14 protein-coding genes are annotated in these 15,764 nt (G+C 74.5%); 11 read left to right on the top strand and 3 right to left on the bottom strand.

What is annotated here, in order from left to right:
* Positions 1-149: 149 nt before the first annotated feature.
* From ACZ51S_RS22260 to ACZ51S_RS22245, 4 genes are read left to right on the top strand one after another with little or no spacing between them, the layout of a single operon-like run.
* The gene (locus ACZ51S_RS22260; protein WP_468476659.1) at positions 150-1,217 is read left to right on the top strand and encodes an energy-coupling factor ABC transporter permease; all 1,068 of its coding nucleotides are present in this window, start codon (positions 150-152) and stop codon (positions 1,215-1,217) included.
* 1 nt (position 1,218) lies between these two features.
* Positions 1,219-1,980 carry a cobalt ECF transporter T component CbiQ gene (cbiQ, locus tag ACZ51S_RS22255; protein WP_468476658.1) on the top strand — a complete coding sequence of 254 codons (762 nt, stop codon included), beginning with the start codon at positions 1,219-1,221 and terminating at the stop codon, positions 1,978-1,980.
* A complete protein-coding gene (locus tag ACZ51S_RS22250; protein WP_468961781.1) occupies positions 1,968-2,774 on the top strand; it encodes an energy-coupling factor ABC transporter ATP-binding protein in 807 nt (268 codons plus the stop codon). Before cbiQ ends, ACZ51S_RS22250 begins: the two co-directional genes overlap by 13 nt.
* 58 nt (positions 2,775-2,832) lie before the next feature.
* Positions 2,833-3,996 (top strand): serine hydrolase domain-containing protein, encoded by a 1,164-nt coding sequence (locus ACZ51S_RS22245; protein ID WP_468961779.1) that lies wholly within the window; start codon positions 2,833-2,835, stop codon positions 3,994-3,996.
* Positions 3,997-4,051: 55 nt separating this feature from the next.
* Here the strand turns inward: ACZ51S_RS22245 and ACZ51S_RS22240 are convergent, their stop codons facing one another.
* From ACZ51S_RS22240 to ACZ51S_RS22230, 3 genes are all read right to left on the bottom strand, one after another.
* On the bottom strand, positions 4,052-4,531 hold the full coding sequence (locus ACZ51S_RS22240; protein WP_468476655.1) for a YbaK/EbsC family protein: 480 nt from the start codon (positions 4,529-4,531) through the stop codon (positions 4,052-4,054).
* Positions 4,532-4,680: 149 nt separating this feature from the next.
* Complete coding sequence (locus ACZ51S_RS22235) at positions 4,681-6,318, bottom strand: penicillin-binding transpeptidase domain-containing protein (RefSeq protein WP_468803607.1); 1,638 nt, start codon at positions 6,316-6,318, stop codon at positions 4,681-4,683.
* A gap of 79 nt (positions 6,319-6,397) precedes the next feature.
* Complete coding sequence (locus ACZ51S_RS22230) at positions 6,398-8,164, bottom strand: dolichyl-phosphate-mannose--protein mannosyltransferase (RefSeq protein WP_468476653.1); 1,767 nt, start codon at positions 8,162-8,164, stop codon at positions 6,398-6,400.
* Positions 8,165-8,232: 68 nt separating this feature from the next.
* Between ACZ51S_RS22230 and rsmI the strand changes: the two genes are divergently transcribed.
* The 7 genes from rsmI to ACZ51S_RS22195 all read left to right on the top strand — a co-directional run bounded on the left by rsmI (position 8,233) and on the right by ACZ51S_RS22195 (position 15,737).
* Positions 8,233-9,129 carry a 16S rRNA (cytidine(1402)-2'-O)-methyltransferase gene (rsmI, locus tag ACZ51S_RS22225; RefSeq protein ID WP_388939265.1) on the top strand — a complete coding sequence of 299 codons (897 nt, stop codon included), beginning with the start codon at positions 8,233-8,235 and terminating at the stop codon, positions 9,127-9,129.
* 161 nt (positions 9,130-9,290) lie between these two features.
* The gene (locus tag ACZ51S_RS22220) at positions 9,291-9,782 is read left to right on the top strand and encodes a hypothetical protein (protein WP_468476651.1); all 492 of its coding nucleotides are present in this window, start codon (positions 9,291-9,293) and stop codon (positions 9,780-9,782) included.
* Between the two features lie 9 nt (positions 9,783-9,791).
* On the top strand, positions 9,792-10,742 hold the full coding sequence (locus tag ACZ51S_RS22215) for a TatD family hydrolase (protein WP_468961777.1): 951 nt from the start codon (positions 9,792-9,794) through the stop codon (positions 10,740-10,742).
* Between the two features lie 165 nt (positions 10,743-10,907).
* Positions 10,908-12,398 carry a ubiquitin-like domain-containing protein gene (locus ACZ51S_RS22210; RefSeq protein ID WP_468476649.1) on the top strand — a complete coding sequence of 497 codons (1,491 nt, stop codon included), beginning with the start codon at positions 10,908-10,910 and terminating at the stop codon, positions 12,396-12,398.
* Positions 12,395-13,306, top strand: coding sequence for a 16S rRNA (adenine(1518)-N(6)/adenine(1519)-N(6))-dimethyltransferase RsmA (rsmA, locus tag ACZ51S_RS22205; protein ID WP_388939257.1), 912 nt, complete (start codon positions 12,395-12,397; stop codon positions 13,304-13,306). The genes ACZ51S_RS22210 and rsmA overlap by 4 nt, the downstream gene beginning before the upstream one ends.
* Positions 13,303-14,205 carry a 4-(cytidine 5'-diphospho)-2-C-methyl-D-erythritol kinase gene (locus ACZ51S_RS22200; protein ID WP_468961775.1) on the top strand — a complete coding sequence of 301 codons (903 nt, stop codon included), beginning with the start codon at positions 13,303-13,305 and terminating at the stop codon, positions 14,203-14,205. The genes rsmA and ACZ51S_RS22200 overlap by 4 nt, the downstream gene beginning before the upstream one ends.
* Positions 14,206-14,414: 209 nt before the next feature.
* The gene (locus ACZ51S_RS22195) at positions 14,415-15,737 is read left to right on the top strand and encodes an acyltransferase family protein (protein ID WP_468476647.1); all 1,323 of its coding nucleotides are present in this window, start codon (positions 14,415-14,417) and stop codon (positions 15,735-15,737) included.
* Positions 15,738-15,764 lie beyond the last annotated feature (27 nt).

Below are 15,764 nucleotides of genomic sequence, written 5' to 3'. Positions count from 1 at the left end.
TGCGTCCGTTTGTCCGTCCAGCCTCGCACATTCCCACGAAAGCGCACGGATCTATTTGTGACCTGGCTGCTCTTGCCAACCGTTTGCAACTGGGCACTACTCTTGAACGGTTAAAGACTTGTGCGAGAAAGAGGAAGCGGAGCTTCTCCATGCATGTGCCCGACGGATTCATCAACACACCCGTCTCGGTTGCCGCAGGAGTAGCGGCCGCCGCGGCCGTCGCGGTCAGCCTGCGCGGCGCCCGCCGCGAGCTCGACGAACGCACCGCCCCGCTGGCCGGGCTCGTCGCCGCCTTCATCTTCGCCGTGCAGATGCTGAACTTCCCGGTCGCCGCCGGCACCAGCGGACACCTCCTCGGAGGGGCCCTCGCCGCCATACTCGTCGGCCCGTACACGGGTGTGCTGTGCGTGTCCGTCGTCCTGCTGATGCAGGGCATCCTCTTCGCCGACGGCGGCCTGACCGCGCTCGGCGTCAACGTCCTCACCATGTCCGTGGTCACCGTCGTCGTCGCGTACGCCGTCTTCCGCGGGCTCCTGAAGCTGCTGCCCGCCGGCCGCCGCCCGGTGACCGCCGCCGCGTTCGCCGGTGCCCTGCTCTCCGTCCCCGCCGCGGCCGCCGCCTTCGCCGCCCTCTACGCGCTGGGCGGCACCACCGACGTCCCGATCGGCAAGGTCGTCACCGCCATGGTCGGCGTCCACGTCCTCATCGGCATCGGCGAGGCCGCCATCACCGCCGCGACCGTCGGCGCCGTGATCGCCGTACGCCCCGACCTGGTGCACGGCGCGCGCCGGCTGACCACGCCGCTGAAGCTGCGCGTCGGCGGTGAGCTGGTCGACGCCCCCGCGCCCGCCGCCGCCCCCGCGCCCGCCGAAGACGCCCCCCGCTCCACCCGCACGCTGTGGCTGACCGGCCTGGCCACCGCCCTCGTCCTGGCCGGCTTCGTCTCCTTCTACGCCTCCGCCAGCCCCGACGGCCTGGAGAAGGTCGCCGCCGACCAGGGCATCGACAGCAAGGTCGAGGAGCACGCCGCCGCCGGCTCCCCGCTCGCCGACTACAGCGTCAAGGACGTCTCCGACGCACGGCTGTCCGGCGGTCTCGCGGGTGTCATCGGCGTCGGCGCGACCGTCGCCGTCGGCACCGGTGTCTTCTGGACCGTGCGCCGCCGCCGCGCGCGGGACCTGACCGCGACCTCCACGGCCGCCCCCTCGGCCCCCTGACATGGGTGCCGGGCACGCGCACAAGCTCTACCGGCACGGGCACTCGCCCGTGCACGAGCTGCCGCCGCACTGCAAGATCGCCGCGACGTTCGCGTTCGTGGTGGTCGTCGTGTCCACCCCGCGCGAGGCCATCTGGGCCTTCGCCGGGTACGCGGTCCTCGTCGCCGGCGTCGCGGCGGCGGCCCGGATCCCCGCGGGCTTCCTGCTGCGGCGGATGCTGATCGAGGTGCCGTTCGTCCTCTTCGCGGTGCTCATGCCCTTCGTGTCGCAGGGCGAGCGGGTGGAGGTCCTCGGGATGTCCCTGAGCGTCTCCGGCCTCTGGGGCGCCTGGAACGTCCTGGCCAAGGGCACCCTCGGCGTGGCCGCCTCCGTACTGCTCGCCTCCACCACCGAACTGCGCGCGCTGCTGCTCGGGCTCCAGCGGCTGAAGCTGCCGCCGCTGCTGGTGCAGATCGCCTCCTTCATGATCCGGTACGGCGACGTCATCACCGACGAGCTGCGCCGCATGTCGATCGCCCGGCGCTCACGCGGGTTCGAGGCGCGCGGCGTCCGGCACTGGGGGGTGCTCGCCAAGACGGCCGGCGCCCTCTTCATCCGCTCCTACGAACGCGGCGAGCGGGTCTACCTCGCGATGGTCAGCCGCGGCTACGCCGGCTCCATGCCGGTGATCGACGACGTCACGGCCACGCGCGCCCAGTGGGCGTACGCGGCCGTGCTCCCGGTGACGGCGCTCGCCGTCTGTCTGATGGGATGGACGCTGTGACGTCTCCTTCCGCCCCTTCCGCTTCTTCCGTTCCTCCCGCCGGTTCCGGCGCGCCGTCCCTGGAGGTGTCCGGGGTCGCCTACGCCTACCCGGACGGGCACCAGGCCCTCTTCGGGGTCGACCTCACCGTCGGCCGCGGGGAGCGGGTGGCACTGCTCGGGCCCAACGGGGCGGGCAAGACCACCCTCGTGCTGCACCTCAACGGCATCCTGGGCGGCGGGGTCGGTTCGGTGACCGTGGCCGGGCTGCCGGTGGAGAAGCGGAACCTCGCCGAGATCCGGCGCCGGGTCGGCATCGTCTTCCAGGACCCCGACGACCAGCTGTTCATGCCGACCGTGCGCGAGGACGTCGCCTTCGGCCCGGCCGCGGCCGGGCTGCGGGGCGCGGAACTGGAGGAACGGGTCCGCGAGGCGCTCGACCTGGTCGGCATGGCGGCCTTCGCCGATCGGCCCCCGCACCACCTGTCCTTCGGCCAGCGGCGCCGGGTGGCGGTGGCGACCGTACTGGCGATGCGGCCGGAGATCCTCGTACTGGACGAGCCGTCCTCCAACCTGGACCCGGCCTCGCGGCGCGAGCTCGCCGACATCCTGCGCTCGCTGGACGTCACCGTCCTGATGGTGACCCACGACCTGCCGTACGCGCTGGAACTCTGCCCCCGCTCGGTGATCCTCAGCGAGGGGGTCATCGCCGCCGACGGCCGTACGAGGGACCTGCTGTGCGACGACGCGCTGATGCGGCGGCACCGCCTCGAGCTGCCGTTCGGCTTCGACCCGAGGTCGGTTGCCGCCGGGTAAGCGGAGGCCGCTGGTCCGGACGTGGCATAAGAGGGGTACGGCGATTGTTGGTCTGCTCGTGAACATCCAGGGTGTGGTGACCGGGGGCTTCGAGCCCGTCAGAGACGCCTTCGCGCGTAATTTCGAGGTCCTCGGGGACCGGGGCGCGGCCGTGTCCGTGTACCGGGACGGCCGCAAGGTCGTCGACCTGTGGGGCGGCACGAAGGACGCCGACGGCGATGCCGCCGGACCCTGGACCGAGGACACCGCCACGATCGTGCGCTCCGCCACCAAGGGCGTCGCCGCCGCCGTCCCGCTGCTGCTGCACCAGCGCGGACTGCTGGACCTGGACGCGCCGGTGGGCTCGTACTGGCCCGAGTTCGAGGCGGGCGGCAAGGGGAAGGCGCTGGTCCGCCACCTGCTCGCCCACCAGGCCGGTGTCCCCGCGCTGGAGCGGGGCCTGACCACGGCGCAGGCCGTCGACGGGGTGAGCGGGGCGCGTGCGGTCGCCGCGCAGCAGGCCTTCTGGGAGCCCGGCAGCGAGCACGGCTACCACGCGCAGACCTTCAGCTGGCTGGTGTCCCAGCTGGTGCTGCGGGCGACGGGCCGTACCGTCGGCGGGATCCTCGCCGAGGAGATCGCCGAGCCGCTGGGGCTGGACTTCTGGATAGGCCTGCCGGAGGGCGAGGCGGCGCGGGTGGGCCGGGTGGCACCGGTCGAGCCGCCGCCCGGCGCGGGCCTGCTCAAGACCCGGCCGCGAAGGAACGTTTCCGAGGCGTACGCGGACCCGGACTCCCTCACCCGGCGCGCCTTCGCCGCCATCGACCCCCTGCCGGACGAGAACGACCCCGTCTACCAGGCGGCCGAGCTGCCCGGTTCCGCCGGCATCGGCACGGCGCGCGCCCTGGCCCGCTTCTACGCGGCGACCATCGGCGTGGTGGAGGACGGGGCGCGGATCTTCACCCCGGCCACCACCGCGCTGGCCGGCACGGAGTTCGCGTCCGGGCCCGACCGGGTGCTGGTCGTGAACACCCGCTTCGGCCCGGGCTACATGCTGCACGGCCCGGCGTCGCCGCTGCTGTCGCCGGCCTCCTTCGGCCATCCGGGGCGCGGCGGGTCGCTGGCCTTCGCGGACCCGGAGGCGGGGATCGGCTTCGGCTACGTGACCAACGCGCACGCCAAGTCGGTCACCGCCGACCCGCGCGCGCAGGCGCTGGTGCGGGCGCTGCGGTCCTGCCTCTGACGCCGTCGGCCGGCGTACGCGGGGCCGGACCCGCCGCCGCGCCGGCCGGCGGGGGTCAGGCGGTCTCGCGTACGTCGGCCAGCGCGGCCGCGGCGTGCCCGATGAGGTCCTTCGGGGGCATGGGGAACACGGTGTGCGGGGTGCCGGCCGCCGCCCAGACCACGTCGTGCTCCAGCAGCGACCGGTCGGCCAGCACCCGGGTGCGGGTGCGGTGGCCGAAGGGCGGGACGCCGCCGATGGCGTAGCCGGTGGTCTCGCGGACCAGCGCGGCGTCGGCGCGGGTGACTTTCGCGGCGCCGAGTTGACGCCGTACGGCCTCGACGTCGACCCGGGAGGCGCCGTCCATGAGGACCAGCACCGGGACGCCGTCCGCCGCGAAGACCAGCGACTTCACGATCTGACTGAGCTCGCAGCCGATCGCGGCGGCGGCGTCGGCGGCCGTACGGGTCCCTTCGGGGAAGGAGCGGACGTCGAGGTCGAGGCCCAGCTCGGTGAGGGCCCGGGCGAACAGGGGGTGCGCGGTGGTGGTCGTCATGCCGGGACGCTAGCGCCGCGCGGGGGTCGCGGGCGAGGCGTTTTACCCGGCGCGGCCCACCGGCGGTTCGCCGCTCCCCGCGCGTCCTGGCCCGACACGCCGCCGGCCCGCAGCCTCCGGACCGGCCCGCCCCCCGCCTGCGCCCCCCGTCAGGACGCGTTCAGCACGGTCGCGACGACGGGGCCCGCGCTGTCGCCGCCGTGGCCGCCGCCCTCGACCATCGCGGCCGCCGCCACGTCACCCCGGAAGCCCGTGAACCAGCTGTCCGGAGCCGCCGCGCCGTCGACCTCCGCCGAGCCGGTCTTCGCACCCTTGTCGGAGCCGCCGACCGCGGACATGGCGCCCGCCGCGGTGCCGCCGGGGGCGGCCGCCTGCTTCATCATCCGCACCAGCTGCGCCGACACCCCGGGCGCCAGCGAGCGCGGGGCGGCGGCCAGGGCGCGGCCGTCCAGCGAGGCCTTGACCAGCACCGGCTGACGGAACACCCCGGTCCGGGCGGTCGCCGTGATCGAGGCCATGTTCAGGGGGTTCATCAGGACGGGCCCCTGGCCGATGTACTCGGCGGCCGCCGCCGCACCGGAGGTCACCGGCACGCTGCCGTCCTGGGACGGGATGCCGGTCTTCCAGTCCAGCCCGATGCCGAAGGCCTCCTTGGCCACCCTCGGCAGCGCGCCGTTGTCGCCGACCTCGTCGATCAGGCCGATGAAGGCGGTGTTGCAGGACTTGGCGAAGCTGGTCGAGAAGGGCTGCCCCTTCAGCGAGAAGCCGTCCAGGTTCCGGAAGGGCTTGCCGTCCCACGACACGCTCGGCGCGCAGTCCGCCGGGCGGTCCGCCGCCACCAGGCCCTTCTCCAGCAGCATCGCCGCGGTCACGATCTTCATCGTCGAGCCGGGTGCCCGCCGGCCCTGCATCGCCGCGTTGAAGCCGTCCCTGCGGTGGTTGGCCACCGCCAGGATGTCGCCGGTGCTCGGCTGGACGGCGACGACCGAGGCCTCGGCGTGCTGGGCCACCGCCTTCTCGGCCGCCGCCTGCACATCGGCGTCCAGCACGGTCCGGATCTCCCCGGGCCGGCCCTCCACCAGCGTCAGCAGGCTCCGCCTGGGCGCGTCCTGGGCGGCGGGTTCGATCCACAGCTCGACGCCGGGCGTGCCGCCGGTCTTCTCCCCGTACGTCTTGCGCAGCGCGTCCAGCACCGGCCGCAGCGACGGGTACTGCTCGGCCGTCAGCTCCTTGCCGTTGCGGTCGACCGCCTTGACCGGCGGGCTGGCCGGGGTGCCGGCGCGCAGCTTCTCGTCCTTCTGGAGCTGCGGGTGGATGACGGAGGGCTGCCAGTCGACGAGCGGCCTGCCGTCGCTGACGCCGCGTACGACGGTCAGCCGCGAGTCGTACGCGAGGGGCTTGGTCGTGCCCCCGTAGCCGATCTCGGCCTCGACCCTGAACGGCACGGTGGTGCCCTCCGCGGTGCCGGGGGTGATGACGGCCTTGGCCACCATCGCCTTGGCCCTGTAGTCGGCCACCGCGGTCCGCGCGGCCTGCGCGTCGGTGGTGAGCTCGGCGGCCGTGCGGTCGTCGCCGGCCGCCCACGCGGCGAGGAAGGCCCGCGCGGTGGCGGCGGCCTCCTTGCCGGTGACCGGTCCGCTCGCCGTCTCGGCGGGCGCCGCGCTGGTCCGCGTACCGCCGCCCTGGTCGCCGCTCTCCCCCACCAGGGTGTACACCCCGTACGCCGTTCCGCCGACCATCGCGAGGAACACCCCGCCGACGATGGCACCTTTCGCCGCCCCGTTCACTGCGTCCCCTCCCCAGGAGCCCCCGTCCTCTGAACGTGTTCAAAGAACATACGAAAGGGACCTTACCTGCCGGTAGGGGTCAGATCCAGGTATCCAGCCACATCCGGCCACGCCACGAGTCCATCGGCAGGGTCTGGCCGGTGTAGATCGGCCAGAAATAGATGAAGTTCCAGATGATGAGCAGGACGAGAACGCCCGCGCCGATGGCGCCCACGGCCCGCCGGCGCTCCGAGGAACCCGCCGGGCCGAGCATGGCGCCGATCATCATCGCCACCGCCAGGCACAGGTACGGGACGAAGACCACCGCGTAGAAGTAGAAGATGGTCCGCTCCTGGTAGTTGAACCAGGGCAGCAGGCCGGCGCCGAGCGCGCACGCGATCGCCCCCGCGCGCCAGTCCCGGCGGAAGAACCACCGGTACAGCACGTACAGCAGCGCGAAGCAGCCCGCCCACCACAGCAGCGGCGTGCCGAGGGCCAGTACCTCGCGCGCGCACTTGCCCGCCTCGGACGCGGGGCAGCCGTCGGTGCCGGGCGCCGGGGACTCGTAGAAGTAGGAGACGGGCCGGCCCAGGACCAGCCAGCTCCACGGGTTGGACTCGTAGGTGTGGCCGGAGGTCAGGCCCACGTGGAACCGGTAGACCTCCGTCTCGTAGTGCCACAGGCTGCGCAGCCACTCGGGGAGGAAGGACAGCGCGCTGTCCTGGTCGTTCTTGGCGGCCCAGTCGCGGAAGTAGCCGCCCTTGCCGTTGTCCGGGCTGAGGATCCAGCCCGTCCAGGAGGCCGCGTACACGGCGACCGCCACCGGCACCGTCGACAGGAAGCCGGGCAGCGCGTCGCGGCGCAGCATCGCCGCGTACGGGGCGCCCGCGCCGGCGGTGCGGCGCGCGGCCGCGTCCCACAGCACGGTGAGGATCCCGAAGAAGGCCAGCACGACGAGGCCGTTCCACTTGGTGCCGAAGGCCAGGCCCAGGCAGACGCCGGCCAGCAGCCGGTACGGGCGCGGGCCCAGCCGCAGGGTCTCCGCGATCCGCGCGTCGGGGTGGGCGCGGCCCTCCTCGTCGACCGGCAGGGCCGCCGCGAGCCGGGCGCGCGCCTTGTCCCGGTCGATGACCAGCGCGCCGAAGGCCGCCAGGACGAAGAACATCAGCACCAGGTCGAGCAGTGCGGTCCGGCTCATCACCAGGTGCAGCCCGTCGACCGCCAGCAGCGCGCCCGCCAGGCAGCCGAGGAAGGTGGAGCGGAACAGGCGCCGGCCGATGCGGCACACCATCAGCACCGACAGGGTGCCGAGCACCGCCGTCATGAAGCGCCAGCCGAAGGGTTCGAAGCCGAACATCCACTCGCCGAGGCCGATCACCCATTTGCCGACGGGCGGGTGCACCACGTAACCCGGGTCCAGGGGGAGCGGTACGGCGTCGGGATTCGACAGAATCGACTTGTCGACATCCTTGGGCCAGCTGGCTTCGTAGCCCTGCTTGATGGTGGCCCACGCGTCCTTGGCGTAGTACGTCTCGTCGAATATCACCGCCTTGGGGCTGCCCAGGTGCGTGAACCGCAGCACCCCCGCCACCAGCGTGACCAGCAGCGGACCCGCCCAGGCCATCACCCGCCGCCAGGTCCGCCGGCTCGGCCCGGGGATCCCGAGCGCCGTCCACAGCTGCGCGGAGGGGCGTGCGTACGGGGGCACGAGGCGGGTGCGGACATCGGTCACCGGCGCGGCCGGCGCGTAGCCGAACGCGCGCAGGCGGCGCAGCCACACGGGCGGCTCGTAGTCGGAGTCGCCTCCGCCCGGCGGGACGGGCGGGGCCCCCGCGGGGCTGGGCGGCGGCGTCGCGGTACTGGTCACCGGGTCATCGTAGGGAACGCCCCTGTGCGAGCCCCAGTCCCCACGAGCCCCAATGAGAGGATGAGCCGGTGACAGCTGACCAGCCCCGCGGTGCCGAAGCCTCCCCCTCCCACGGCGTACTCGTCCTCGCCGGGACCCCCATCGGCGATCTCGCCGACGCCCCGCCCCGGCTCGCGGCCGAACTGGAGCGGGCCGATGTGATCGCCGCCGAGGACACCCGCCGGCTGCGCCGGCTCACGCAGGGGCTCGGCGTGCACACCACCGGGCGCGTCCTGTCGTACTTCGAGGGCAACGAGTCCGCCCGCACCCCCGAACTGGTCGAGGCGCTGGAGGCCGGCCGGCGGGTGCTGCTGGTGACGGACGCCGGAATGCCCTCGGTCTCCGACCCCGGCTACCGGCTGGTCGCCGCCGCCGTCGAGAAGGACATCAAGGTCACGGCCGTGCCCGGCCCGTCCGCCGTGCTCACCGCGCTCGCCCTGTCCGGGCTGCCCGTGGACCGCTTCTGCTTCGAGGGCTTCCTGCCGCGCAAGGCGGGCGAGCGCCTCGGCCGGCTCCGCGAGGTGGAGGGCGAGCGGCGCACGCTCGTCTACTTCGAGGCGCCGCACCGGCTCGACGACACCCTGGCGGCCATGGCCGAGGTGTTCGGCGCCGGCCGGCGGGCGGCCGTGTGCCGCGAGCTGACGAAGACGTACGAGGAGGTCAAGCGCGGCGGCCTCGGCGAGCTCGCCGAGTGGGCGGCCGAAGGCGTGCGCGGTGAGATCACCGTCGTCGTGGAAGGCGCCCCGGCGGCCGCGCCCGGCGACGTGGACGACGAGGAGCTGGTGCGGCGCGTACGCGTGCGCGAGGAGGCCGGCGAGCGCCGCAAGGAGGCCATCGCGGCGGTCGCGGCGGAGGCCGGCGTACCCAAGCGCGAGGTCTTCGACGCGGTCGTGGCGGCAAAGAACGCGCCACAGAAGATGCCGTGAACCGGTAAAGGGCTAACCTGAAAAGCAAAGCTCAGACCGCGCACCCGGCGTCTTTGGGCATGACTGGGCCAAAGACCGTCCATAACTGGACATGGCCTGATGCGCTCCCGCCCGAAGAGGCGTCCACTGGACATGGCACCAGTGGAACAAGAGGAGCTGGCATGAGTGAGATCGCAGACACCCCGGTATCCGTCACGGCCGCGGGACCGGTCCCTGTTCCCGCCTCCGGCGTACAGACCGTGCACGAGGCGTACTCCTTCGCGTGCATGAAGTGCGGCTACGGCTGGGAGCAGGCCTACGCGATAGAGCACCACGTCGACGGCAAGGGCGAGCCGTTCATCATGTACACGGTGAACGGCGAGCGGGTGCCCTCCCCGCTGTCGAACCCGACCTGCCTCAACTGCGGCGGACACGTCGTACGGATCATGCGCGAGGGCCAGGTCTCCACGGTGCTCGGCACCATCGACCGGCTCTACCACCACCGCATCGCCCCCGGGATCGCCGGACCCGTCCCGGCCGGGGAGAACGCCCCCCGCCCCCCGAAGCCGCGCGGGGGCCCGGCGCACGACTCCCCGGGGCCCGTGGCCGTCGACGTCTCCGAGCGGCGCCGCGGCCCGCTCTCCCGCCTCCGGGGGTTCTTCGGGCGGTCATAAGATCGGCTCATGAGCTCTAGCCCCTCCTCCTCCACGGCCGCCGCCGGCGAGAACGCGTCCCAGACCGCGCCGAAGGCCGACTCGAAGGCCGCGTCGAAGGACGTCCCGCCTCCGCTGCCCGAGCCGCTCCGGGTGGCGGTGGCCGACTCCCACACGCACCTCGACATGCAGTCCGGCACGGTCGAGGAGGGGCTCGCGAAGGCCGCGTCCGTGGGCGTGACCACCGTCGTCCAGGTGGGATGCGACGTGAAGGGCTCGCGCTGGGCGGCCGAGACCGCGGCCGCCCACGCCAACGTCCACGCCGCCGTGGCCCTCCACCCGAACGAGGCCCCCCGCATCGTCCACGGAGACCCCGCGGGAGGCTGGTCCCGGCAGGGCGCCCGGCCGGGCGGCGGCCAGGCGGCGCTCGACGACGCGCTCGCCGAGATCGAGGCGCTCGCCGCGCTGGACCACGTCAAGGCGGTCGGCGAGACCGGCCTCGACCACTTCCGCACCGGCCCCGAGGGGATGGCCGCGCAGGAGCGTTCCTTCCGGGCCCACATCGAGATCGCCAAGCGGCAGGGCAAGGCCCTCGTCATCCACGACCGCGACGCCCACGCCGACGTCCTGCGGATCCTGCGGGAGGAGGGCGCCCCCGAACGCACCGTCTTCCACTGCTACTCCGGCGACGCCGCGATGGCCCGCGAGTGCGCCGCCGCCGGCTACTACATGTCCTTCGCCGGCACCGTCACCTTCAAGAACGCCGCACCGCTGCGCGAGGCCCTGGCCGTCGCCCCTCTCGAACTGGTGCTGGTCGAGACGGACGCCCCGTACCTCACCCCCGCGCCCTACCGCGGACGGCCCAACGCCCCGTACCTCATTCCGCTGACGGTGCGGGCCATGGCCGCGGTACGCGGCATCGACGAGGACGCCATGGCCACCGCCCTCGCCGCGAACACGGCCCGCGCCTTCGACTACTGACCGGCCGCCACCCCACCACCCCCGCCGCGCCCTCGCGCAGCCGTTCGGACGACACGCTGTGTGGTCGAACGGCTTTGATGCGTGACGCCCGCTGCCGCTAGGGTGCCGTGCCCGAGCAGCCGGGGCGGGACCAGTGGAGCGAGCGACACCAGTGGAGCGAGCGACGTGAGCGAGACGCAGGGCAGTCACCGCCGTGCCCCCTGGCCGGAGACCCAGCGGGACCCCGGCCCGTACGAAGGCCCGTACGCCCACCCCGACCCCCAGGTCCCCGCCCCCCGCGCCGAGGGCCGCCGGGCCGCCCGGCGCCGCGCGGCGGCGGCCCCCGCCGACACCCCGCCGCCCGCCCCGCCACTCGCCCCGGACCCCGGCCGCCCGGACCCCGACCGCCCCGGCGGCCGGCGCAGAGCCGCCACCGGCAGCCGCCGCCGCACCACCGCCGAACCGGCGCCGCCGCCCCCGGCCGCCCCGGACGCCGACCCCGTCGCCGCCCGCCCGCCCGGCCCCCGGGCCGGCCGGCGCAGGCGCTCCGCCCCCGCCCCGGCCGGCCCGGGCGCGGCCACCGCCCGCGACAGCTGGCGGCGCATCGTCCCCCAAGCCCTCGTCGTGGCCTTCCTGGCCGGCGGCACCACCGCCTTCGTCGCCGCCGACAAGGCCGTCCGGCTCACCGTCGACGGAGTACCGCGCACCCTGCACACCTTCGCCGGGAGCGTCGACGAACTCCTCGCGTCCGAAGGCCTCGGCGTCGGCCCCCACGACCTCGTCGCCCCCGCACCCGGCTCCGCCCTCGACGACGGCCAGCAGGTCGTCGTCCGCTACGGCCGCCCCCTGCGGCTCACCCTCGACGGCACCACCCGCCAGACCTGGACCACCGCCCGCACCGTGGACGCGGCCCTGCGCCAGCTCGGCGTACGCGTCGAGGGCGCCTACCTCTCCACCCCCCGCACCGCACCCGTCCCCCGTACCGGCCTCACCCTCGGCGTGCGCACCGAACGCGGCGTCACCTTCATGGCCGACGGCCGCGAACGCACCATCCGCACCAACGCCGCCACCGTCAAGGAGGCCCTCGACCAGGCCGGCATCACCCTCCACGGCCAGGACACCACCTCCGTCCCCCCGGACTCCTTCCCCCGCGACGGCCAGACCGTCACCGTGCTGCGCATCACCGGCACCCGTGAGGTCCGCGAGGAACGCATCCCGTACGACACCGAACGCGTCGAGGACCCCGGGCTCTTCGCCGGCACCGAGGTCGTCGAGCGCGTCGGACGGCCCGGGGCGCGCCGGGTCACGTACGCCCTGCGCACCGTCAACGGGGTCCGCCAGCAGCCCAGGAAGATCGCCGAGGAGGTCGTCCGGGAGCCCGTCACCCAGCGGGTGCTGGTCGGCACGAAGCCGCTGCCCACCTCCGTCGCCGGGGCCGACGGCCTCAACTGGGCCGCCCTGGCCCAGTGCGAATCCGGCGGCCGCCCCTCCGCCACCGACCCCTCGGGCACCTACGGCGGCCTCTACCAGTTCGACGTGAGCACCTGGCGGGCCCTCGGCGGCAGCGGCCGCCCGCAGGACGCACCGGCCTCGGAGCAGACGTACCGGGCGAAGAAGCTCTACGTGCAGCGGGGGGCGAGTCCGTGGCCGCACTGCGGCCGTAGGCTTGAGCGGTGAGCACCGCAGAGCAGCAGCCCCACGAGACCTCCGAGGTCCCTTCCGACGCCCTCCTCGGGCCGGCCGACATCCGAGAGCTGGCCGCCGTCCTCGGCGTACGCCCGACGAAGCAGAAGGGCCAGAACTTCGTCATCGACGCCAACACGGTGCGCCGGATCGTGCGCACCGCCGGGGTGCGTCCGGACGACGTGGTCGTGGAGGTCGGTCCGGGCCTGGGTTCGCTGACGCTCGCCCTGCTGGAGGCCGCCGACCGGGTGACCGCCGTCGAGATCGACGACGTCCTGGCCGCCGCGCTGCCCGCCACCATCGAGGCGCGGATGCCGCACCGGAAGGACCGTTTCGCTCTGGTCCACTCCGACGCGATGCTCGTCACCGAGCTCCCCGGCCCGGCGCCGACCGCGCTCGTCGCGAACCTGCCCTACAACGTGGCCGTGCCGGTCCTGCTGACCATGCTCGACCGCTTCCCGAGCATCGAGCGGACCCTCGTCATGGTCCAGTCCGAGGTCGCCGACCGGCTCGCCGCCCGCCCCGGCAACAAGGTGTACGGAGTCCCCTCCGTCAAGGCCGCCTGGTACGCGGACGTCAAGCGCGCCGGAGCCATCGGCCGCAACGTCTTCTGGCCCGCGCCGAACGTCGACTCCGGGCTCGTCTCCCTCGTACGGCGCTCCGAGCCGGTGAAGACCACCGCCTCCAAGGCGGAGGTCTTCGCGGTCGTCGACGCCGCCTTCGCGCAGCGGCGCAAGGGGCTGCGCGCCGCGCTGGCCGGCTGGGCCGGGTCGGCCGCCGCCGCCGAGGAGGCGCTGGTCGGCGCCGGCATCTCCCCGCTGGCGCGCGGCGAGTCCCTGACGGTGGAGGAGTTCGCCGCGATCGCCGAGCACAAGCCGGCCGTCGGGAGGCCCGCGCTGTGAGCGTGACGGTACGCGTCCCCGCGAAGGTCAACGTCCAGCTGGCGGTGGGCGCCGCCCGCCCCGACGGTTTCCACGACCTCGCCAACGTCTTCCTGGCCGTCTCCCTGTTCGACGAGGTCACCGCCACCCCGGCCGACGGGCTGAGGGTGACCTGCGAGGGTCCCGACTCCGACCAGGTGCCGCTGGACCGCACCAACCTCGCGGCGCGCGCCGCCGAGCTCCTCGCGGCCCGCGCCGGCGTCGAGCCCGCCGTCCACCTCCACATCGCCAAGAACATCCCCGTGGCCGGCGGGATGGCCGGCGGCAGCGCCGACGGGGCGGGTGCGCTGCTGGCGTGCGACCTGCTGTGGAAGCTGGACACCCCCCGCGAGGAACTGCTGGACCTCTGCGCGGAGCTGGGCAGCGACGTCCCCTTCAGCCTCGTCGGGGGCGCCGCGCTGGGCACCGGGCGCGGCGAGTTCCTCACCCCGGTGGCCGCCGGGCGGTTCCACTGGGTGTTCGCGGTCGCCGAGGGGGGCCTGTCCACCCCGGCGGTGTTCCGCGAGTTCGACCGCCTGACCGCCGGTACGGACGTGCCGGCGCCCGAGGCGTCCCCGGCGCTGCTCGAAGCCCTCTCCTCGGGCGACGCCGACGCGCTGGCCGCCGTCCTGCCCGGGTCCAACGGCCTCCAGGACGCCGCCCTGTCGCTGCGCCCGCAGCTCGCCGCCACCCTCGCGGCGGGCGTCGCCGCCGGGGCGCTGGCCGGACTGGTCTCAGGGTCGGGGCCGACGACGGCCTTCCTGGTGCGGGACGCCGAATCCGCCGCGGAGGTCGCCGCCGCGCTGGAGGCCTCCGGCACCTGCCGTGCCACCCGGGTCACCTCCTCCCCGGCCCCCGGAGCGACGGCCGTAACCGCCTGAGCGACGGCCGTGACCGCCTGAGCGACGGCCGTAACCGCCTGAGCGACGGCCGTGACCGCCTGAGCGACGGCCGTGACCGCCTGAGCGACGGCCGGGAAGGCGGGCGCGCCGGGAGGGCGCGGGGCCGCCCGGCCGCGCGCGGCTACCTAGGCACGGGATGAGTACCCGCGCCCTGTCGGAGGGCGGGGCGCGGCCGCGACCGTAGGGGCATGACAGTCAGCGCACGCGGCATGGCCGCCGCCACGCCCGCCTCCCGCGACCGGTACGTGGACCTGCTCCGGGTCGCCTCCCTCGCCACCGTCGTGTTCGGGCACTGGCTGATGGCCGCCGTCAGCACCGACGGCATAGGGAACCTCCTCGCGCTTGTGCCCCCGCTCCAGGTGCTCACCTGGGGGCTGCAGGTCATGCCGGTGTTCTTCTTCGTCGGCGGGTTCTCGCACGCCCTGTCGTACCGCTCGCTGGAGCGCCGCGCCGAGGGCCGGCCCGTCTACGCCGTCTTCCTGCGCGCCCGTCTCCAGCGGCTGCTGCGGCCCACCCTGGCCTTCGTCCTCGTCTGGGCGGCGCTCGCCCTGCTCGTGCAGCTCGCGGGCGCGGACGACGGCCGGCTGGCCGGCGCCGCGCTGCGGATGGTGACGCAGCCGCTGTGGTTCATCGGGATCTACCTGGCGATGGTGGCCTTCACCCCGCCGCTGCTGAAGCTGCACGCCCGCTGGGGCTGGGCCGCCCTCGCCGCCCTCGCCGGCGCCGCGGCCCTGGTCGACGTACTGCGCTTCGCGCTCGGCGTCCCGTACGCGGAGTTCCTGAACTTCGCCTTCGTCTGGCTCGCCGTGCACCAGCTCGGCTTCCTGCGCGCCGACGGCCGCATCACCCGGCCCGCCCTCCTCGGCGCCGCCGGGCTCGCCGGGGCGGTGCTGCTCGTCGCGGCCGGACCGTACCCGCTGTCCATGGTCGGGATGCCCGGGGAGAAGGTGTCCAACATGGCCCCGCCCACCCTCGCCCTGCTCTGCCACGGCATGTGGCTGGCCGGCGCCGTCCAGCTGCTCGCCCGGCCCGCGACGGCCTGGCTCGCCCGGCCGCGGGTCTGGCGCGGGGTCGTCGCCGCCAACGGCGTCGCCATGACCGCCTTCCTCTGGCACCTCACCGCCATGCTGGCCGTGTACGCCGCCCAGCTCGCCCTGGGTCTGCCGCTGCCCGAGCCGGCCACCGCCGCCTGGTGGGCGCAGGTGCCGCCGCGGATCCTCCTGGCGGCCGCCCTCACGGCCGCGCTCGTGGCCTGCTTCCGCCGCTTCGAGGCGCCGCGGCCCGCGTCCGCCGCCCCCGGCAGCGGGCCCGCCGCCGCCCTGGGCACCACCCTGTGCCTGCTGGGCGTCCTCGGCCTGTCCACGACCGGCCTCGGCGGCCTCCTGGAGGGGCACACCGCCACCCTGATCGCCCTGCCGGTCACCGCGCCCGCCGCCATCGGCATGGCAGTGGGGGGCGCCTGGCTGGTGGAACGTTCCGCCTCCGTCCGGAGGGTTAGGCTGAGGGGCTGATCCACACCCTTTCCCTGGAGCGCGTCT

It is taken from the genome of Streptomyces sp. NPDC034043 (assembly GCF_055575675.1).
The sequence above is the reverse complement of the archived record's forward strand: the minus strand, read 5'-3'. Positions and strand labels throughout refer to the sequence as shown.